A 16,860-nucleotide genomic window follows, 5' to 3' on the forward strand; every position below is an offset into this window, starting at 1 on the left:
CCCTTACTGGATCACATCCTCGCGTGCATAGTCGTCGCCGAACGTCGCCGTGCTGCCACCCAGCTCGCGCTGCGGGGGCAGGGAATCACCCCGCATGCGCTCGATCGCCGGCAGGGGCTGGGCACCGGGAGCGGTCACGCGCCAGATAATGCCGGCGGTGTCGTCGCTGACCAGCAGCGCCCCGTCGCCGGCCCATTCGACCCAAGTCGGGCGGCCGCGCGTGGTGCCCTCGCCCGTCAGGAAGCCGGTCAGCACGGGAACCGGCTTGCCGAGCGGATTGCCGCGGTCGTCGAAAGCGACATAGACCACGTCGTACCCGGCCGGCGGCTTGCGGTTCCATGAGCCGTGGCGCGCGATGAAGGCGCCCTGGCCGAAACGCGGCCCCATCCGCGCCCCTTCCTCGCTGAATACCAGGCCGAGCGCGGCGACGTGCGGGCCGAGCGCATATTCGGGACGCCGGGCATATTCGATGAGGAACGCCGGCATCGGCGCTTCGACCCGCCGGTCGATGTTGTTCTTCCAGTAGACCCAGGGCCAGCCGTACTGCGCGCCGATCGGCACATTGGTGAGGTAGTCGGGCACGAGGTCCGAGCCGAGCATGTCGCGCTCGTTGACCGTGGTCCAGAGCTCGCCGCTCCAAGGATTCCAGTCGAGGCCGTTGGGATTGCGCAGGCCGGTTGCGAAGATCCGCTGCCGGTTATCCTCGAGATCGTATTCCCAGATTGCCGCCCGGCCTTCCTCCAGCTCGATACCCTTCTCGGCGATATTGGAGGCCGATCCGACCGCCACGTAGACGTGGGCGCCTTCCGGATCGAGCGCGATGTTGCGCATCCAGTGGTTGCCCGCGGCAGGGAGGTCCATCAGCTTGCGCGGCTCGGCGGTGATCTGCGTCGCGCCGAGTTCGTAGGGAAAGGCGAGCAGCGCATTATGGTTCGCGACGTAGAGCGTGCCGTCGGCCCAGGCGATGCCCGAGGGGGATGCGAGATCGTCGGTCAGCACGAAACGCTGCTCGGCGCCGCCGTTGCCGTCGGCATCGCGCAGCAGCACGAGCGTATCGGGCGATTCGCCCGTCGCCCCGGCGCGCGACATCAGCAAGCCGGCGACCCAGTCGGTAAACCCGCCACTGTCGTCATCGCTCTTGGGGGCGCGGGTCAGGGTCGCCAGGACGTCGCCGTTGGGCAGCGTGTAGATGACGCGCGGATGATCGAGCCCTTCGGCAAAGCGGGTGACGGCAAGCCCCTCGGCAGCTTGCGGTGCCTCGTCCGGCGCCCAGCCGACCGGCTTGGCGATGCGAACGGTCGGGATCGTCTGGGAATCGGGTTCCACCAGCGTGGGATCCGCGCCGGTGACCTCGGCCACGGCAAGCTCGGCCTCGTCGCCCCTGACCAGCCAGGCGGCCGCGAAGATGAGAACGAGGATCAGGACGAGGACCCAGATCAGGATCTTGCGCTTGGTGCTCATGAGCGGGAGGATTACGCGCTGCGGGCCTTTGCGGCAATGGCGCAGCGGTCCAGGGTCCGTACTTAACTGGAGCAAGGATCGTGATTGCCCATGGAGGTCCGCCGACAAGGAGCGTAGCGCAGACGCGTAGCGGCGCTACGCGCAAGCAAGCGACGCTGCTCGGCGGACCTCCATGGGCAACCGCTGCGCAGCGGGCGGATTTTGGCGCCAAGCGGCGTTGCGCGTCGGTCACGATGAATCATCATCGCTCCCTCCTTGCTTCTGGCCGGGCGCCAAAATCCGCTCCGTCACGGTCTTGCTCCAGTTAAGTACGGACCCTAGAGGTCGGTGCCATGTACGATTTCGCTGCCGATCCCGCGCTCCCCAAGCCCGAGCTTTACCGCCAGCTTTGCGCGGCCGCCGACGCGCTGACCGCCGGCGAGCGCGACGGTATCGCCAATATGGCCAACGTCGCGGCCCTGATCTGGGAACTCGTGCCGCGCCTCAACTGGTCGGGCTTCTACCGGATGGTCGAGGACGAACTCGTCCTCGGGCCCTTTGCCGGCCGGCCGGCCTGTATCCGCATTCCGCTCGGCCAGGGCGTGTGCGGCGCGGCGGCGCGAACGGGCGAGACGCAGCTCGTCGAGGACGTGCACGCCTTTCCGGGCCATATCGCCTGCGATGCCGCCAGCCGCTCCGAACTGGTCGTGCCCGTGTTCCGCGGCGGCGCGGTGATCGCAGTGATCGATCTCGACAGCCCCGAGCCGGCGCGCTTCGATCGGGAGGACGCTAACGGTCTGGAAGCGCTGGCGGCGATCCTCTCCGACCGGATCTGACCCCGCGGCGCCCCGTTTCGGGACATCGTGCGCGGCCGCGTGTGCCTCTGCGGGTTGCAATGGTAGCTTTTTCGTTAACGCCGGGAATCGACTCGGCCTAACGAAGGGGATCGACCATGACCGCCCGTCACTTGACCCTGCTCGGCGCCGCAGTGGGCGCGATCGGGGCCGCATCTCCTGCGATGGCGCAGCCGGAGATGCCGTACGAGTATGCCTATCCGCTGCCGCCCGGCGAAGTCGTCTACGAGCAGGCGCCCGTGGTCCAGCCGCTTCCGGCGCCCGCGCAGCCATCCCCGCCCCCGGCGGAAGTCTATCACGAGCCGGACTATTCCGACGATCCTGCGTATGACGAGTACGCCGACCGTTACGAATACGAGCGCAGCGAGCCGGTCTATCACGACGCCCCGCCGCCGCCCGCGGCCTATTACCCTGCGCCGCCTGCGCCGCCGCCCCATTTCGACGCCGAAGCATGGCTGGCGGACTGCCGGGCGCGCTATCGCGCCGGCGAGGGCCGCGAAGAAGGCGGTGTCGCCGGAGGACTGCTCGGCGCGGCCGCGGGCGGGCTGATCGGCAACCGCGTCGCCGATGGCGAGCGGCTTGCTGGCACGCTGATCGGGGCGGGAGTCGGCGGCCTCGCCGGCCTTGCCATCGGAACCGCGATCGGCGCGGCCGTGGATCGCGACCGGGCGGAGGATTACTGCGAAGCCATGCTCGAGCGCTATCCGCCCGGCTATGCCCATGCACCGGCACCGGCCTATCCGCCCCCCGCTCCTTACGGCTACGGCTATCCGGGCTACTACGGCCAGGGCTGCGCGTGCGCCCCGGCGGTGACCTACATGCCGGTCCTGATGGCCGTGCCGCAGCGCGCCGTCGTGCGCGAGTACGTGACCGAGGAATGGGTCGAGGTCGAACCGCGCGCCGAACGGCCCGTGTCGACCAAGCGCCGCGTGATCCGCACGCCCGCGCCCGCGCCCGACAAGCGGATCAAGTACACCAAGACGAGATGACTTGGGGCGAAGCCGCATTCTTGCGGCTTCGTAGGGGGAGGCGGCGGCCGCGGAGCCACCCGGTCGCCGCCTTTACGTGATACAACAGGCGTTTAGATGATATCTAGATATCGCCGCCGGTCAGGCGCTGGCAGATCAGATCGAGCTGATCGAGCGTGCGATAGCGGATCGTCACTGCACCCGACCGCGGATCGGCATCGGTCTTGATCCGCACGCCCAGCCCCAGAAACTCCTCCAGATGAGTCTGAACCGCGGCAATGTCCGCATCCTTCGCCGGATCGCGCGAACTGCGCGCCTTGCGCCGCGGTTCGCCCGCGGCGGGCTGCGCGGCCAGCTTTTCGACCTGCCGGACCGAGAGCTTCTGGGAGACCGCACGCTTCGCCAGTTCGACCGCGGCATCGTTTCCTATCAGCGCCCGCGCATGGCCCATGGACAGCGCGCCCTCGTCGACCAGGTCGAGCACCTCGTCCGGCAGATTGAGCAGGCGCTGCAGATTCGCGACGTGGCTGCGCGACTTGTCGACCAGTTGCGCGATCTCGCCCTGCGTCATGCCCTGCCGGTCCGCCAGCGCCTGATAGGCGCGCGCCTCCTCCACCGGATTGAGATCCTCGCGCTGGATGTTCTCGATCAGCGCGAGCGCCATGACCTCGGTTTCGTCGAGCTCGCGCACGATCGCGGGGATCTCGTGCAGCCGCGCCTTCTGCGCAGCGCGCCAGCGCCGCTCGCCGGCCACGAGCTGATAGCGCCCGCCCGCGAGCGGCCGAACGATCACCGGCTGGATCACGCCGCGCTGGGCGATCGACGCGGCGAGCTCCTCCAGCGCCGCCTCGTCGAAGCGGCGGCGCGGCTGACCGGGCAGCGGCTCGATCGCCGAGGTCGCGATAGAGGCCAAGCCCGATCGCGGTGAAGAGCTTGATTTTCCAGAGTTTTCTGCCGATCCACCGGCATCGCTGCGGACCAGCGGCTCTTCACGCTGGGTTTCGCCCAAGAGCGCGCCCAGCCCTCTGCCAAGCTTCCGCTTGCGGTCGGTCGCGCTGCGAACGGGGGCCGAGGCGGGGGTCGGTTCCGGGGAGTTGCTCATGCGGCTTTCCTCTTCTCGGGAATGCGCCCGATCAGTTCGCGTGCAAGCGCGATATAGGCCCGGCTGCCGGCGCAGGCGTGGTCGTAGACGAGCGCGGGGAGCCCGTGGCTCGGCGCCTCGGACAGGCGGACGTTGCGCGGGATGACCGCTTCGAACACCAGCTTGCCCAGGCAATCGCGCACGTCGTCCGCGACCTGGTCCGTCAGCCGATTGCGGCGATCGAACATGGTCAGGACGATGCCGATGATGCCCAGGTCGGGGTTGAAGCGCTGCTGCACCCGCTCGACCGTCTGCAAGAGCTGGCTCAAGCCCTCGAGCGCGAAGAACTCGCACTGAAGCGGAACCAGCAGGGTATCGGCCGCGCCCAGCGCGTTGAGCGTGAGCAGGCCGAGCGACGGCGGGCAGTCGATGAAGCAGATGTCGTGCGCATGGTGATGCGCGAGCGCCCGGCGGAGCCGCGCGGTGCGGTCCTCGACCGAGACGAGCTCTACCTCGGCACCGCTGAGATCGACTGTCGCGGGAACGATATCGAGCCCGGGAATGGCCGTCGGATGGACACATTCGGCGAGCGGTGCCTCGTCGACCAGAATGTCGTAGCTGGAACCCTCGCGGTCGGCACTGGCAATTCCCAGCCCGGTCGAGGCATTGCCCTGGGGATCAAGGTCGACCAGCAGCGTCTTCCAGCCGATGGCCGCCATCGCGGTCGCGATGTTGATGGCGGTCGTCGTCTTGCCGACCCCGCCCTTCTGATTCGCGATGGCGATCGTGATCATGCTTTTGTTCTCCCGGCCAGCTTACCGACGATAATGCCCGATGCGGGGTCCGTGCGTGATTGTTCCACGTGAAACAACGCGCGCTGCCGCTTTGGCAGCTCCTGCAATTCTTGCGCTGCCGAACGGCCCTTGGGCAACAGCCACAGGGTTTCGCTTGTGGAAAATCGTGCGGATAGCGCGAGGATACGTTCGAGCGGCGCGAAGGCTCGCGCCGAGATCACGCTCACCGGGGCACTGTCGACATTCTCAAGTCGTGCGCCCTCGATCCGACAGTGTTCGAGCCCAAGCTCGTCTCGCATGCGCTCCAGCCACTCGATCCGCTTCCTACGCGATTCCACGAGAACGACGGGCCATTCGGGCCGCATCGCAGCGACGACCAGACCGGGCAGCCCTGCCCCCGAACCCAAGTCCAGCCAAGGTCCTGTTTCACGTGGAACATATTCGAGAAGCTGCGCCGAATCTGCGATATGCCGCTGCCACACTGACGGCAGCGTTGCGCGTGCCACGAGATTCTGCCGTTCGTTCTCGTCGACGAGTGCGCAGATCAGTCGGTCGAGCCGATCCATGGCTACCGCATCGCACAGACCGGCCACATACGCGCGCGCCTGATCTTCGGTCGCGATCACGCCGCTTCTTGCCGCGCATCGCGCCGGCGCGCGTGGACGAGCACGGCCGATAGCGCCGCCGGAGTGATTCCCGGAACTCGCCCGGCCGCGGAGAGCGTCTCCGGCTGCGCCATCGTCAGTCGCTCCACCATTTCGTTGGAGAGCCCCGGCACATCCCCATAGGGGAACCCCGCCCCAAGCCGCACCGTCTCGCTGGCGCGCAGATCGCGCAGCTCGGCCTCCTGTCGTTCGAGATAGGGCGCGTAGATCGCATCCTCGGCAAGCTCCACCGCGATCTCTTCGGCCGGATCGAAACCCGGGTCGAGCCACGGCGCCAGTGCCGCAAGATCGACCCCATTATAGCGCAGCCACGCATCCAGCCTATGAACGCCTGAATCGCGCCGGATCGGCAGCCCCGCCTGCTCCAGTTCCGACGCGGGCACGTCCTTCGCCAACTGCTCGCCCCATTCCGTCCGCCGCTGCTCGCGCGAGTCGAACCATTGGCGGCGCGCGTCGCCGATGCAACCGGCCGCGATCGCCAGCGGCGTCAGGCGTGACGAGGCATTGTTGGCGCGTAGCCGCAAGCGATACTCGGCGCGCGCGGTCAGCATGCGGTAGGGTTCGCTGACACCCTGCAGCGTGAGATCGTCGACCATGACTGCGATGTAGGAATTGGCGCGGTCGAGCGCAGCCGGCTCCCGGCTTAGCACCGCGGCCGCCGCATGCATTCCGGCGACGAGCCCCTGCGCCGCGGCCTCCTCGTAGCCCGTCGTGCCGTTGATCTGCCCCGCGCAATAGAGCCCGCCGATGGCGCGCAGCTCGAGCGCCGGCGTGAGTGCGCGCGGATCGATATGGTCGTATTCGACGGCATAGCCCGGCACGACCATGTCGACGGCCTCAAGCCCTTCCATACTTCTGAGCATGGCGAGCTGGACGTCGACCGGAAGCGAGGTGCTGACGCCGTTGGGATAGACGAGGTGCGTGTCGAGCCCCTCGGGTTCGAGGAACACCTGGTGCCCCTCGCGGTCGCCGAAGCGGTGGATCTTGTCCTCGATCGACGGGCAGTAGCGCGGCCCCTGCGCACCGATCGCTCCGGTGAACAGCGGCGACCGGTCGAGCCCCGCGCGGATGATGTCGTGGCTGCGCACATTGGTGCGGGTAATGGCGCAGAAGACCTGCGGATTGGCGCGTTCCGGAGTGACGGCGGACATGGTCCATGTCCCGTCGTCGGACGGTTGCTCGGCCAGTCTCGCCCAGTCGATCGTCCGTCCGTCGAGGCGCGGCGGCGTGCCGGTCTTGAGCCGCGCCATCGGCAAATTCGCTTCGCGGAGCTGCGCCGCGAGGACGTGTGCAGCGTTCTCGTCGATCCGGCCCCCTTCGAACCGTTCCTCCCCGCGGAACAGGCGCCCGCCGAGGAAAGTGCCCGTGCAGAGGATCACCGTCGGCGCTTCGATGCGCGCGCCATCGGCGAGCGTGAGGCCTTTCGTCCGGCCGCCCTCCAGAATCAGGGCAGCCGCCTCCCCCGCGATCACGTCGAGATTCGCCTGCTGACCCAGCGCATGCTGGACGGCGGCCTTGAACAGCTTGCGGTCGGCCTGGATTCGCGGGCCCCACACAGCGCTGCCTTTCGACATGTTGAGCATGCGGTAATGGATCGCCGCTGCATCGGCCGCGCGGCCGATCACGCCGTCGAAAGCGTCGACCTCGCGCACGAGGTGGCCCTTCCCCAATCCGCCGATCGCCGGGTTGCAGCTCATCGCCCCGACCGTATCGGGATCAAAGGTCACCAGTCCGACGCGCGCGCCCATCCGCGCGGCGACTGCGGCCGCTTCGACCCCGGCGTGCCCGCCGCCGATGACGAGAATATCGTAGGAGCGCATGGGCACGCGCGATAGGCGATCTCGCGCAGACGGTCAAAGTGCTCGCGCTAGAGCGGATGCCGGATCGGGCCGAAGCGGGAATGTTCCACGTGAAACATTACTTGCCGATGCAGAAGCGCCCGAACAGTGCGTCGAGCATGTGCTCGGTCGATGCCTGGCCGGTCAGGCGGTCGAAAGCACTGCGGGCGAGACGCAGATGCTCGGCAGCGATCAACGGATCGCCAACCACGCCGATCCCGGAGAGCGCTTGCCGCGCCTCCTCGATCAGAGCGGACTGCCGCTCGGTCAGCGCGACTTCTCCCGGTGCAGGCATCGCGCCGAGCGCGCGGGCCATCAGGCGCTCGCGCAGACGATCGAGATTGAACCCGGTCCTGGCCGAAAGCGCGAGCGCGCTCTCGCCTTTCACCCGGCGAGCTTCGTCGTCCGCCTTGGCGTCGATCTCCCACGCGCCCACCGGCCCCTGCCCTTCCTCGCCGAGCCAGAGCACGAGATCGGCGCGCGCGAGCTGCTCCTGCGCCCGGGCGATGCCGATCTTCTCGATATCGTCACCACTCTCGTCCTCGCGCAGACCCGCCGTGTCGACGAAGGTGAAGGGAATCCCCGCGATCGCGACCGATCGTTCGAGAACATCACGCGTGGTTCCTGCGATGGGCGAGGTTATGGCCGCTTCGTTCTCTAGCAACGCATTGAAAAGAGTCGATTTTCCGGCGTTTGGCGGGCCAGCGAGGACGACCCGGTACCCCTCGCGCAGCACGGTCGCGCGCGGGCGGGCGAGCCACTGGTCGAGTTCCTCGGCAAGCCGCGCCCCATCTTCCGTGAACGATGCCGGCAAATCCGCCGCGTCCTCCTCGTCCGAGAAGTCGAGCACCGCCTCCACTTGCGCCGAAAGTGCGAGCACCCGGTCGCGCCATTCGCCGACCTGCTGCGACAGCGCGCCGCCTGCCAGCGCCATCGCCGAGCGCCGCTGCAATTCGGTCTCCGCCTCGAGCAGGCCGGCGAGCCCCTCGGCTTCGGCGAGGTCGATCCGGCCATTGGCGAAGGCGCGGCGGGTGAACTCGCCGGGCGTCGCGGCACGCAGGCCGGGCAGCTCCGCCAGCGCGCTCTCGACCGCGCTCACCACGGCCCGCCCGCCGTGCAGGTGAAGCTCGGCCACGTCCTCGCCCGTCGCGGTTCCCGGCCCCGGCAACCAGAGCACCAGCGCCTGATCGAGCATCTCGCCCCGGGCATCGCGCAGCGTCCGCGCCGCAGCCCGCCGCGCCGGCGGAAGCGCACCGCCCAGCACCTGCAGCGCGTCTCCCGCGCGCGGGCCGCTGACGCGCACGACCGCGATGCCGGCGGGCAACGCACCGCTCGACAGCGCGAAGATCGTTTCGGCCAGCGCCTTGCCGCTATCGTGAGGAATCGACGTAGGTTTCATAACCGGATCGCGCCCTGCGGCCGCTCCCAAACTCCCGTCATCCCGGCGAACGCTCGGACGACGGATCGATCGATGACGTCCTTCTCGAAGTCAGGGACAGCCTAGGACTTCCCCTCGTCCGTCGGCTTCTTCTCCGCATTGCGCGCGGCGCCTTCCATGAAGCTCTGGAACAGCTTCAGGCCCGCCTGCCCCATCGGGGCGAGCTGCCGCGCGTAGTCCTGCAACTGGTCGGGATTGCTGACCCCCTTCATCGCCTTGGCCATCATGTCGACGTAGACGTCGTTGGCCTTGCCGACGTCCGGAAGACCCATGAAGGTCCGGGCCTCCTCGGGCGTGCAGTCGATCTCGATATGGACCTTCATCGCGGTTCCTCCGTTGGTCGGGAAACAAACTGGGTTTGGCATTCGCCGCGCGCAAGCGTTAAGCCCGGCCTACGCAGGTGCAACCGCGAAAGGAAGGGACGACGAAATGAGCGAGACGGCGACCATCGAGACACTGTCGGCCGACCGGACCTTCGGCGCCTACGTCGCTCGGCCGGAGGGAACCCCGCGCGGGGCGATCGTCGTGATCCAGGAAATCTTCGGCGTGAACCCCGGCATCCGCCGCAAGTGCGACCGCCTGGCCAAGGACGGCTATCTCGCGGTCGCGCCAGACCTGTTCTGGCGGCTCGAACCGGACGTCGAGCTCGATCCCGACGTGGAGGCCGAATTCCAGCGTGCGCTCGGCCTGATGGGCAAGTTCGACCAGGACCAGGGCATCCGCGACATCGAGGCGACGATCCACTGGATCCGCCGCAGCGAAGGCGTCGCGAAAGTCGGCGCGGTCGGTTACTGCCTCGGCGGCCGGCTCGCCTACATGACCGCGGCGCGCACCGACGTGGATGCCTCGGTCGGCTACTACGCGGTCGGGATCGACAATCTGCTGCGCGAGAAGCACGCCATCGCCAACCCCCTCATGCTGCACATTGCCGGCGACGACGGGTTCGTCGACGAGGCCACGCAGCGGGCGATGCACGAGGGGCTGGACGACCATCCCAAGGTCACGCTCCACGACTATCCCGGCCTCGACCACGGCTTCGCCACCGAATTCGGCAAGCGCCGCGACGAGCAGGGGGCAGCGCTTGCCGACGAGCGCACCGCGGAGTTCTTCGCCCGGCACCTCGGCTGAAAGGCGGCAGGCGATGATCAACCGCGCGTCCTGGCGCTTCTCCGGGCATGTCGCCTCGCGCTTCGTCGTCCCGGCGCTGCTGATCGTCCTGACGGCGCTGTTCGCCTGGTGGGAGCCGCTGCGCTGGGGCCTCGTGCTCACCGTGCCCCTGCTGGCGATCGCCGTGTGGGACTTCTTCCAGAAGAAGCACACCCTGCGGCGCAACTACCCGCTGCTGGCGCGGGTGCGGTGGATCATGGAGGATCTGCGCCCCTACGCCCGCGCCTACGTGATCGAGGGCGATCTCGAAGGCCGCCCGTTCAACCATGACGAGCGCGCGCTGGTCTACGCCCGCTCGAAAGGCGAGCTCGACTCGCATCCCTTCGGCACCGAGCTCGACGTCTATTCGGACGAATACGAGTGGCTCGCCCATTCGATCGTGCCCAACGAGGCGGCGGCTTCGGACTGGCGGGTCGACGTCGGCGGGCCGCAGTGCGCGCGGCCCTACTCCGCCTCGCTGCTCAACATCTCGGCGATGAGCTTCGGGTCGCTCTCGGCCAACGCGATCCTCGCGCTCAACAAGGGCGCGGCGGCCGGGGGATTCTACCACGACACCGGCGAAGGCGGCATCTCGCGCTATCACCGCGAGCACGGCGGGGACCTCGTGTGGGAGATCGGCAGCGGCTATTTCGGCTGCCGCGACGGCGAGGGACGGTTCGATCCCGCGCGCTTTGCCGATGCGGCGCAGGACGATCAGGTCAAGATGATCGAGATCAAGCTCAGCCAGGGCGCAAAGCCGGGCCACGGCGGCGTCCTGCCCGCCGCGAAAGTGAGCGAGGAGATCGCCGCCGCACGCGGAATCCTGCCGCACAAGGACTGCATCTCCCCCGCCGCCCATTCGACCTTCTCGACCCCGGTCGGCCTGCTCGAATGGGCGGCGCAACTGCGCGACCTCTCGGGAGGAAAACCGATCGGGATCAAGCTCTGCGTCGGCAAGCCGCACGAGGTCTTCGCGGTGATGAAGGCCATGCGCGAGACGGGCATCCGGCTCGACTATATCGTGGTCGACGGCGCAGAGGGCGGCACCGGCGCGGCGCCGGTCGAGATGTCGAACCGGATCGGCATGCCCCTGCGCGAAGGCCTGATCCTGCTGCGCAACGCGCTGGTCGGCTGCGAGCTGAGGGACGACATCCGCCTCTCGGCCGCCGGCAAGGTCCATTCGGGCGCCGGCATGGCGATGAAATTCGCGCTCGGCGCCGACTGGTGCAACGCCGGACGCGCCTTCATGTTCGCGCTCGGCTGCGTCCAGTCGATGCGCTGCCACGACGACACCTGCCCCACCGGCGTCGCCACGCAGGATGCGACGCGCCAGCGCGGGCTGGTGGTGATGGACAAGTCCGAGCGGGTCGCGCGCTTCCACCGCCATACGCTCCATGCCCTGCGCGAGATGGTCGTTGCCATGGGGCTGGAGAATCCGTGGCAGATCGAACCGTGCGACTTGTCCGAACGGCAGAACAGCGCCCGCTCCGACGCGATCGACCACATCTACAACTTCCTCGAACCCGGGGAGCTGCTGGCGGAACCCGAAGGCACGCAATATGCGCGCGACTGGCGTCTCGCCCGCGCGGACAGCTTCGTGAAGGCGCTATGACGCGCGCCACGGGGAGCACGCCCGCGGGCCTCGCAGCATGGTACCGGGTGCTGGCGAACGGCAACCGGCCGGAGGAGCTGGCCGGGACCCTCGCGGACAATGCCGTGTTCCACTCGCCCGTCGTCCACACCCCGCAGGCCGGCAAGGCCACGGTCATCGCCTATCTCGCCGCGGCCGGCCAGGTGCTCGGCGGCGAGCAGTTCCGCTACGTGCGCGAGCTGGTGGAGGGGCACGACGTGCTGCTCGAATTCGAGACGCAGATCGACGGCATCCACATCAACGGCGTGGACCTCATCCGCTTCGACGAGAGCGGAAAGATCAGCGATTTCAAGGTGATGATCCGCCCGCTCAAGGCCATCAACAAAGTCTGGGAAGCGATGGCGGCCCAGCTCGGGCGCGCGTCAGGCTAGCCGTTCGAGGACGAAGTCCACGCGCTCCTCAGCGCTGACGAGCGGCAGGTCGACCGGCTCGTAGCCGTAGTCGCGCCACGCGCCCGTCACTGCCGCATCGCTTGCCAGCGCGGCCTCCCAGTCCTGGATGCGCTCCTCGTCGGGCCGGTAGATCGCCTGCCACGGCGGCGCGCGGAACACCGGGCCGTCGTAGCGCAGCTCGCGGCAGGCACGGTCGATGTCATCCGGCACCGGCAGCCCTTCGAGCCGCAGGAAGCCGGCGATGTCGGGAAAGCCGCGGTCGAACACGGTCGGGCCCGGCCGCCCCTCGGCTACGCGCCAGGCGGCGAGCTCCGCATCGAACATGGCGCGCGCGAAGCCCGAAGGGTCATCCGCCCGCAGCGCCATGCCGCCCGCTTCGCGCAGGATCGCGCGCGCCACCTCCGGTTCGGTCGCGATCCCGCGCCGGGCCAGCGCCTCGAGCAGCGTCGACTTGCCCGTGCCGGGACCGCCGGTGATAACTGCCCGCCTGGGCGTCGAAGCGGCAAGACCATTCACCGGTGGAGAGCTAACCGAACGCCAAAGTCCATCGGCCGTCGCGATACATCGAGAAATCGGTTTCTGAGAGAACATCCATGCCCAGAAGCACGTCAAAACCGCTCGCTTGGGAGATTTCGAAACCAAGCGTTTCGGCGAAAACGATGGGTAATGCTGTTGGCGGTTGATCGTCGCCCATCAAGCCCAAACGAAAGACATAAGCTGGCCGTTGTCTAATCTCGGTGGCAACTACGACCGGCTTCTTTCCGATCGAACGAAAGCCCAGCCGATTAACGACTTTGCTGCTGATCCAGCTTGCCGTCGCTCCCGTGTCTAGCAATCCGTCGAACGTCTCGTGGGTCAGGTCCGTCGGATGAGCCGAGGAGAATACTGATACCGGGAGGAGAATTCGTCGATGTTCGCGCCGACCGCTAATCGACCGCAAGACTGCTCAAACCCATCTCAGCCGGTCGGTCTTCCACCTCCTGAATCGAGAATATCTCATCCGGAAATCGATCCAAGCCGGCCCGATAAGCGTCACCTGGTCCATCGAAAAAGCCGACAATCTTCTTCGATCGGATGAGCGCGAATTCACCTCGATGCGACGGCAAAAGCGTGCTTAAGGCCCGCCGGAAGAAATCGTAATTCTGATCGATCTCGTGTTTCTGCATATGCGACATCGGACATTCCCCCCAGAGGAGAGTGACACAGCACACAACGAATCCAAAGAATCATGCGATGAAACGAATCTTGCGATCGTCGAATCGAGTCTGATTCCCCTACTGGTTCATCGTCGCGAAGAAGTCCTCGTTGGTCTTGGAATCCTTCATCTTGTCGAGGAGGAATTCCATCGCATCGATCGTGCCCATCTGCATGAGGATGCGCCGGAGGACCCACATCTTGGAGAGCTTGTCCTTCTCGACCAGCAGCTCTTCCTTGCGGGTGCCGGACTTGCCGACGTCGAGCGCCGGGAAGATGCGCTTGTCGGCGACCTTGCGGTCGAGCACGATCTCCGAATTGCCGGTGCCCTTGAACTCCTCGAAGATCACTTCGTCCATGCGGCTGCCGGTGTCGATCAGCGCGGTGGCGATGATCGAGAGGCTGCCGCCTTCCTCGATGTTGCGCGCCGCGCCGAAGAAGCGCTTGGGCCGCTGGAGCGCGTTGGCGTCGACGCCGCCGGTCAGGACTTTGCCCGAGCTCGGCACGACGGTGTTGTAGGCGCGGCCGAGGCGGGTGATCGAATCGAGCAGGATCACGACGTCCTTCTTGTGCTCGACCAGGCGCTTGGCCTTCTCGATCACCATTTCGGCGACCTGGACGTGGCGCGTCGCGGGCTCGTCGAAGGTCGAGGAAATGACCTCGCCGTTCACGCTGCGCTGCATGTCGGTCACTTCCTCCGGCCGCTCGTCGACGAGCAGGACCAGCAGGAAGACTTCCGGATGATTGTCGGTGATCGCCTTGGCGATGTTCTGCATCAGCACGGTCTTGCCGGTCCGCGGCGGGGCGACGATCAGCGCGCGCTGGCCCTTGCCCTGGGGGCTGATGATGTCGATCACCCGCGCGCTCTTGTCCTTCACGGTCGGGTCGAGCGTGTCGAGATTGAGCTTCTCGTCCGGATAGAGCGGCGTCAGGTTGTCGAAGTTGGTCCGGTGGCGGACCGCGTCGGGATCGTCGAAATTGACCTTGGTGAGGCTCGTGAGCGCGAAATAGCGTTCGCCGTCCTTCGGCGCGCGGATCTCGCCTTCGACCGTGTCACCGGTCCTCAGGCCCCATTTGCGGATCTGGTTGGGCGAGACGTAGATGTCGTCGGGCCCGGCGAGATAGTTCGCCTCGGGGCTGCGGAGGAAGCCGAAGCCGTCCTGCAGCACCTCGATCGTGCCCACGCCCATGATCTTCTCGTCGTACTCGTCGTCCTCCGCCAATTCGCGCAGGATGCAGAACATCAGGTCCTGCCGGCGCATGGTGGAGGCGCCCTCGACGCCGAGTTCCTCGGCCATCGACACCAGGTCGGCCGGGGCTTTCTGCTTCAGTTCTTTCAAGTGCATCGTGTGTTCCGTGGTGGGAATGGCCGGCAGGTCGTATGGGTCCTTCGCCTTCAATGGAGATCGGGGCTCAGGACATGCTTGGAGAAAGCGGACCCGGCACCGCTTGACCGCGGGGCCTCAGCCGGAAGAGAGGTTCGAAATAATCCTGCGCCGCCGCGCCGTCAATTCGCTTTGCGCAGATTCGCCGCCGGCCGGTCCGGCAATCAGAACGGGCGGACGATCACCAGCACGACGATCAGCGCCGCGGCGATCCCCGGCACTTCGTTGAGCAGCCGCAGCTTGCGCCCTTCGAGCGGGCGTTCGCCGCGCGCGAGCGTCTTCGCATAGGCCGCCATCCATCCGTGATAGCCCGACAGCGCGAGCACGAGCAGCAGCTTGGCGTGGAACCAGCCCTGGCTCCAGGCATCGACGGTCATGGCGAGCAGCAGGCCGAGCACCCAGACGACCACGATCGACGGCAGAAGGATGATCTTCAGCAGGCGCCGCTCCCGCTCCACCCAGGCGGCGTCCTCGGCCGATCCCGGCGCGGATTCCTGGTGGTAGACGAAGAAGCGCGGCAGCATGAACAGGCCGGCCATCCAGAAGATCACGAAGATCAGGTGACCAGCCTTGAGCCAGTAGTAGGTCATGCCGAGGATGTCCTGCATATGGGCGATGTAAGATCAGAGCTTGAACCTGGCAACGGCCCGAATCGCCGAAGGAGAGAAGCGCAAGCATAGCTTGCTCCCTCACCCTCTCTCCCGTTCTCTCCGTCAGGGTGACGAGTGTTCGGGCTGCGGGGACGGTGCAGCAAATATCGGGGGGTGCGCGTCACCTCCTCCATGCGCGAACGGTTTCGATCAGCGTCTCGACGTGGGCGATCGGCGTGTGCTGGCCGATCCCGTGACCAAGATTGAACACATGCGGGCGGTCCGCAAAGGCCTCGAGAATCGCCCGCGCGCCACTCGCCAACCGCTCCCCGCCCGCGAGCAGCAGCAGGGGGTCGAGATTGCCCTGGACCGGCACGCCAGCCGGCAGTTCGCGCGCAACCCAGGCGGGATCGAGCGTCTCGTCCGCCCCGACCGCGGCGATGCCGGTTTCCCGCGCATAGGCCGGCAGCTTCTCGCCCGATCCCTTGGGAAAGCCGATCACCGGCAAGCCGGGAAACCGCTCGGCCATGGCAGCGGTGATGGCAGCATTGGGGGCGATCACCCAGCGCTCGAATTCGCGCGGCGCGAGGCTGCCGGCCCAGCTGTCGAAAAGCTGCACCGCCTCCGCCCCGGCTTCGATCTGTCCGGCGAGATATTCGACGGTGACCGCGGCGATCGCGTCGATCAGCGCCTGGAACGCCGCCGGATCGCGGTAAGCCATCTCGCGCGCCGCATGCTGGTCGCGGCTGCCCTCGCCCGCCACCATGTAGGTCGCGACGGTCCACGGGCTGCCGGCGAAACCGAGCAGCGTCGTCTCGGGCGAAAGCCGCGCGCGGACCTGCCGCACCGTCTGGTAGATCGGCGCGAGGCGGCCCGGAACGGCCTCCAGGCTCGCCAGCGCGCTATCGACCAGCGGCGGCGAGAGCTTCGGCCCCTCGCCTGCCAGGAATGCGAGATCCTGCCCCATCGCATAGGGCACGATAAGGATATCGGAGAACAGGATCGCGCCATCGAAGCCGAACCGGTCGATCGGCTGCATGGTGATCTCGGCCGCGGCCTCGCTGTCATAAACCAGCTCGAGGAAACCGCCCTTCTCCGCCCGCAGCGCGCGGTATTCGGGCAGGTAGCGGCCCGCCTGACGCATGAGCCAAAGCGGCACGCGCTCGCCGCGTTTTCCGCGCAGGGTGTCGAGAAGAAGACCGGGCATTCGGGAAGGTCCAATCCAAATAATAAAGTATTTAAATAGGATGCTGGAGTCTGTTGGCCCTGTGGATATCGGGGACAGGCGCGCCCTGCCCGATTTCTCCCGGATTGAACAGGCCCAGAGGGTTCGCGACTCATCGGTCTGCCGCGTCAACCGATGCTTTTCCCCACTGTCCCCAGCCTGTCGAAAAGCCGCGCGCCATGTCCACAAGCGCGGGTGC

General features: G+C 67.2%; 18 protein-coding genes. 5 read left to right on the forward strand and 13 right to left on the reverse strand.

Features of this window, described 5'->3' with window-relative positions:
- Positions 1–3: 3 nt before the first annotated feature.
- Positions 4–1,461 (reverse strand): PQQ-dependent sugar dehydrogenase, encoded by a 1,458-nt coding sequence (locus JNO53_RS04010; RefSeq protein ID WP_203107937.1) that lies wholly within the window; start codon positions 1,459–1,461, stop codon positions 4–6.
- Positions 1,462–1,793: 332 nt separating this feature from the next.
- On the opposite strand from JNO53_RS04010, the gene JNO53_RS04015 reads away from it, so the two are divergent.
- Positions 1,794–2,276, forward strand: coding sequence for a GAF domain-containing protein (locus tag JNO53_RS04015; RefSeq protein ID WP_203107939.1), 483 nt, complete (start codon positions 1,794–1,796; stop codon positions 2,274–2,276).
- A 116-nt stretch (positions 2,277–2,392) separates the two neighbouring features.
- On the forward strand, positions 2,393–3,283 hold the full coding sequence (locus tag JNO53_RS04020) for a hypothetical protein (RefSeq protein WP_203107941.1): 891 nt from the start codon (positions 2,393–2,395) through the stop codon (positions 3,281–3,283).
- 103 nt (positions 3,284–3,386) lie between these two features.
- Here JNO53_RS04020 and JNO53_RS04025 read toward each other — a convergent pair whose 3' ends face one another.
- From JNO53_RS04025 to JNO53_RS04050, 6 genes are all read right to left on the reverse strand, one after another.
- The gene (locus tag JNO53_RS04025; protein ID WP_203107943.1) at positions 3,387–4,364 is read right to left on the reverse strand and encodes a ParB/RepB/Spo0J family partition protein; all 978 of its coding nucleotides are present in this window, start codon (positions 4,362–4,364) and stop codon (positions 3,387–3,389) included.
- Positions 4,361–5,137, reverse strand: coding sequence for a ParA family protein (locus tag JNO53_RS04030; RefSeq protein WP_203107945.1), 777 nt, complete (start codon positions 5,135–5,137; stop codon positions 4,361–4,363). Before JNO53_RS04030 ends, JNO53_RS04025 begins: the two co-directional genes overlap by 4 nt.
- Positions 5,134–5,763: a 16S rRNA (guanine(527)-N(7))-methyltransferase RsmG gene (gene rsmG / locus JNO53_RS04035; protein WP_203107947.1), complete on the reverse strand. Its 630-nt coding sequence runs from the start codon at positions 5,761–5,763 to the stop codon at positions 5,134–5,136. Before rsmG ends, JNO53_RS04030 begins: the two co-directional genes overlap by 4 nt.
- Positions 5,760–7,622, reverse strand: coding sequence for a tRNA uridine-5-carboxymethylaminomethyl(34) synthesis enzyme MnmG (gene mnmG / locus JNO53_RS04040; protein ID WP_203107949.1), 1,863 nt, complete (start codon positions 7,620–7,622; stop codon positions 5,760–5,762). The genes rsmG and mnmG overlap by 4 nt, the downstream gene beginning before the upstream one ends.
- Before the next feature lie 97 nt (positions 7,623–7,719).
- Positions 7,720–9,039, reverse strand: coding sequence for a tRNA uridine-5-carboxymethylaminomethyl(34) synthesis GTPase MnmE (mnmE, locus tag JNO53_RS04045; RefSeq protein ID WP_203107950.1), 1,320 nt, complete (start codon positions 9,037–9,039; stop codon positions 7,720–7,722).
- Positions 9,040–9,140: 101 nt separating this feature from the next.
- Positions 9,141–9,401: a DUF6489 family protein gene (locus JNO53_RS04050; protein ID WP_129525012.1), complete on the reverse strand. Its 261-nt coding sequence runs from the start codon at positions 9,399–9,401 to the stop codon at positions 9,141–9,143.
- Positions 9,402–9,507: 106 nt separating this feature from the next.
- On the opposite strand from JNO53_RS04050, the gene JNO53_RS04055 reads away from it, so the two are divergent.
- From JNO53_RS04055 to JNO53_RS04065, 3 genes are read left to right on the forward strand one after another with little or no spacing between them, the layout of a single operon-like run.
- Positions 9,508–10,206, forward strand: coding sequence for a dienelactone hydrolase family protein (locus JNO53_RS04055; RefSeq protein ID WP_203107952.1), 699 nt, complete (start codon positions 9,508–9,510; stop codon positions 10,204–10,206).
- A gap of 13 nt (positions 10,207–10,219) precedes the next feature.
- The gene (locus JNO53_RS04060; RefSeq protein WP_203107954.1) at positions 10,220–11,836 is read left to right on the forward strand and encodes an FMN-binding glutamate synthase family protein; all 1,617 of its coding nucleotides are present in this window, start codon (positions 10,220–10,222) and stop codon (positions 11,834–11,836) included.
- The gene (locus tag JNO53_RS04065) at positions 11,833–12,246 is read left to right on the forward strand and encodes a nuclear transport factor 2 family protein (RefSeq protein ID WP_203107956.1); all 414 of its coding nucleotides are present in this window, start codon (positions 11,833–11,835) and stop codon (positions 12,244–12,246) included. Before JNO53_RS04060 ends, JNO53_RS04065 begins: the two co-directional genes overlap by 4 nt.
- Here JNO53_RS04065 and JNO53_RS04070 read toward each other — a convergent pair.
- From JNO53_RS04070 to hemE, 6 genes are all read right to left on the reverse strand, one after another.
- Positions 12,238–12,783: an AAA family ATPase gene (locus JNO53_RS04070; protein WP_338015298.1), complete on the reverse strand. Its 546-nt coding sequence runs from the start codon at positions 12,781–12,783 to the stop codon at positions 12,238–12,240. The two genes, JNO53_RS04065 and JNO53_RS04070, sit on opposite strands and share 9 nt — an antisense overlap.
- Positions 12,784–12,793: 10 nt before the next feature.
- Entirely contained in the window at positions 12,794–13,207 is a 414-nt protein-coding gene (locus tag JNO53_RS04075; RefSeq protein WP_203107960.1) for an aspartyl protease family protein, read from the reverse strand.
- Complete coding sequence (locus JNO53_RS04080; protein ID WP_203107962.1) at positions 13,194–13,442, reverse strand: hypothetical protein; 249 nt, start codon at positions 13,440–13,442, stop codon at positions 13,194–13,196. The genes JNO53_RS04075 and JNO53_RS04080 overlap by 14 nt, the downstream gene beginning before the upstream one ends.
- 99 nt (positions 13,443–13,541) lie before the next feature.
- Positions 13,542–14,807: a transcription termination factor Rho gene (gene rho, locus JNO53_RS04085; RefSeq protein WP_203107964.1), complete on the reverse strand. Its 1,266-nt coding sequence runs from the start codon at positions 14,805–14,807 to the stop codon at positions 13,542–13,544.
- A gap of 203 nt (positions 14,808–15,010) precedes the next feature.
- Positions 15,011–15,454, reverse strand: a complete 444-nt coding sequence (locus JNO53_RS04090; RefSeq protein ID WP_203107966.1) for a CopD family protein — start codon at positions 15,452–15,454, stop codon at positions 15,011–15,013.
- Between the two features lie 163 nt (positions 15,455–15,617).
- The gene (gene hemE / locus JNO53_RS04095) at positions 15,618–16,643 is read right to left on the reverse strand and encodes a uroporphyrinogen decarboxylase (RefSeq protein ID WP_203107968.1); all 1,026 of its coding nucleotides are present in this window, start codon (positions 16,641–16,643) and stop codon (positions 15,618–15,620) included.
- Positions 16,644–16,860: the final 217 nt, after the last annotated feature.

Origin of the sequence: Altererythrobacter sp. C41, from assembly GCF_016803135.1 — a bacterium.
Classification (GTDB): domain Bacteria; phylum Pseudomonadota; class Alphaproteobacteria; order Sphingomonadales; family Sphingomonadaceae; genus Pelagerythrobacter.

Bases quoted from the DNA above. Each gene is read 5' to 3' on its own strand.
- JNO53_RS04010 (WP_203107937.1), bottom strand. From the start codon at position 1,461: ATGAGCACCAAGCGCAAGATCCTGATCTGGGTCCTCGTCCTGATCCTC.
- JNO53_RS04015 (WP_203107939.1), top strand. From the start codon at position 1,794: ATGTACGATTTCGCTGCCGATCCCGCGCTCCCCAAGCCCGAGCTTTAC.
- JNO53_RS04020 (WP_203107941.1), top strand. From the start codon at position 2,393: ATGACCGCCCGTCACTTGACCCTGCTCGGCGCCGCAGTGGGCGCGATC.
- JNO53_RS04025 (WP_203107943.1), bottom strand. From the start codon at position 4,364: ATGAGCAACTCCCCGGAACCGACCCCCGCCTCGGCCCCCGTTCGCAGC.
- JNO53_RS04030 (WP_203107945.1), bottom strand. From the start codon at position 5,137: ATGATCACGATCGCCATCGCGAATCAGAAGGGCGGGGTCGGCAAGACG.
- mnmG (WP_203107949.1), bottom strand. From the start codon at position 7,622: ATGCGCTCCTACGATATTCTCGTCATCGGCGGCGGGCACGCCGGGGTC.
- mnmE (WP_203107950.1), bottom strand. From the start codon at position 9,039: ATGAAACCTACGTCGATTCCTCACGATAGCGGCAAGGCGCTGGCCGAA.
- JNO53_RS04050 (WP_129525012.1), bottom strand. From the start codon at position 9,401: ATGAAGGTCCATATCGAGATCGACTGCACGCCCGAGGAGGCCCGGACC.
- JNO53_RS04055 (WP_203107952.1), top strand. From the start codon at position 9,508: ATGAGCGAGACGGCGACCATCGAGACACTGTCGGCCGACCGGACCTTC.
- JNO53_RS04060 (WP_203107954.1), top strand. From the start codon at position 10,220: ATGATCAACCGCGCGTCCTGGCGCTTCTCCGGGCATGTCGCCTCGCGC.
- JNO53_RS04065 (WP_203107956.1), top strand. From the start codon at position 11,833: ATGACGCGCGCCACGGGGAGCACGCCCGCGGGCCTCGCAGCATGGTAC.
- JNO53_RS04080 (WP_203107962.1), bottom strand. From the start codon at position 13,442: ATGTCGCATATGCAGAAACACGAGATCGATCAGAATTACGATTTCTTC.
- rho (WP_203107964.1), bottom strand. From the start codon at position 14,807: ATGCACTTGAAAGAACTGAAGCAGAAAGCCCCGGCCGACCTGGTGTCG.
- JNO53_RS04090 (WP_203107966.1), bottom strand. From the start codon at position 15,454: ATGCAGGACATCCTCGGCATGACCTACTACTGGCTCAAGGCTGGTCAC.
- hemE (WP_203107968.1), bottom strand. From the start codon at position 16,643: ATGCCCGGTCTTCTTCTCGACACCCTGCGCGGAAAACGCGGCGAGCGC.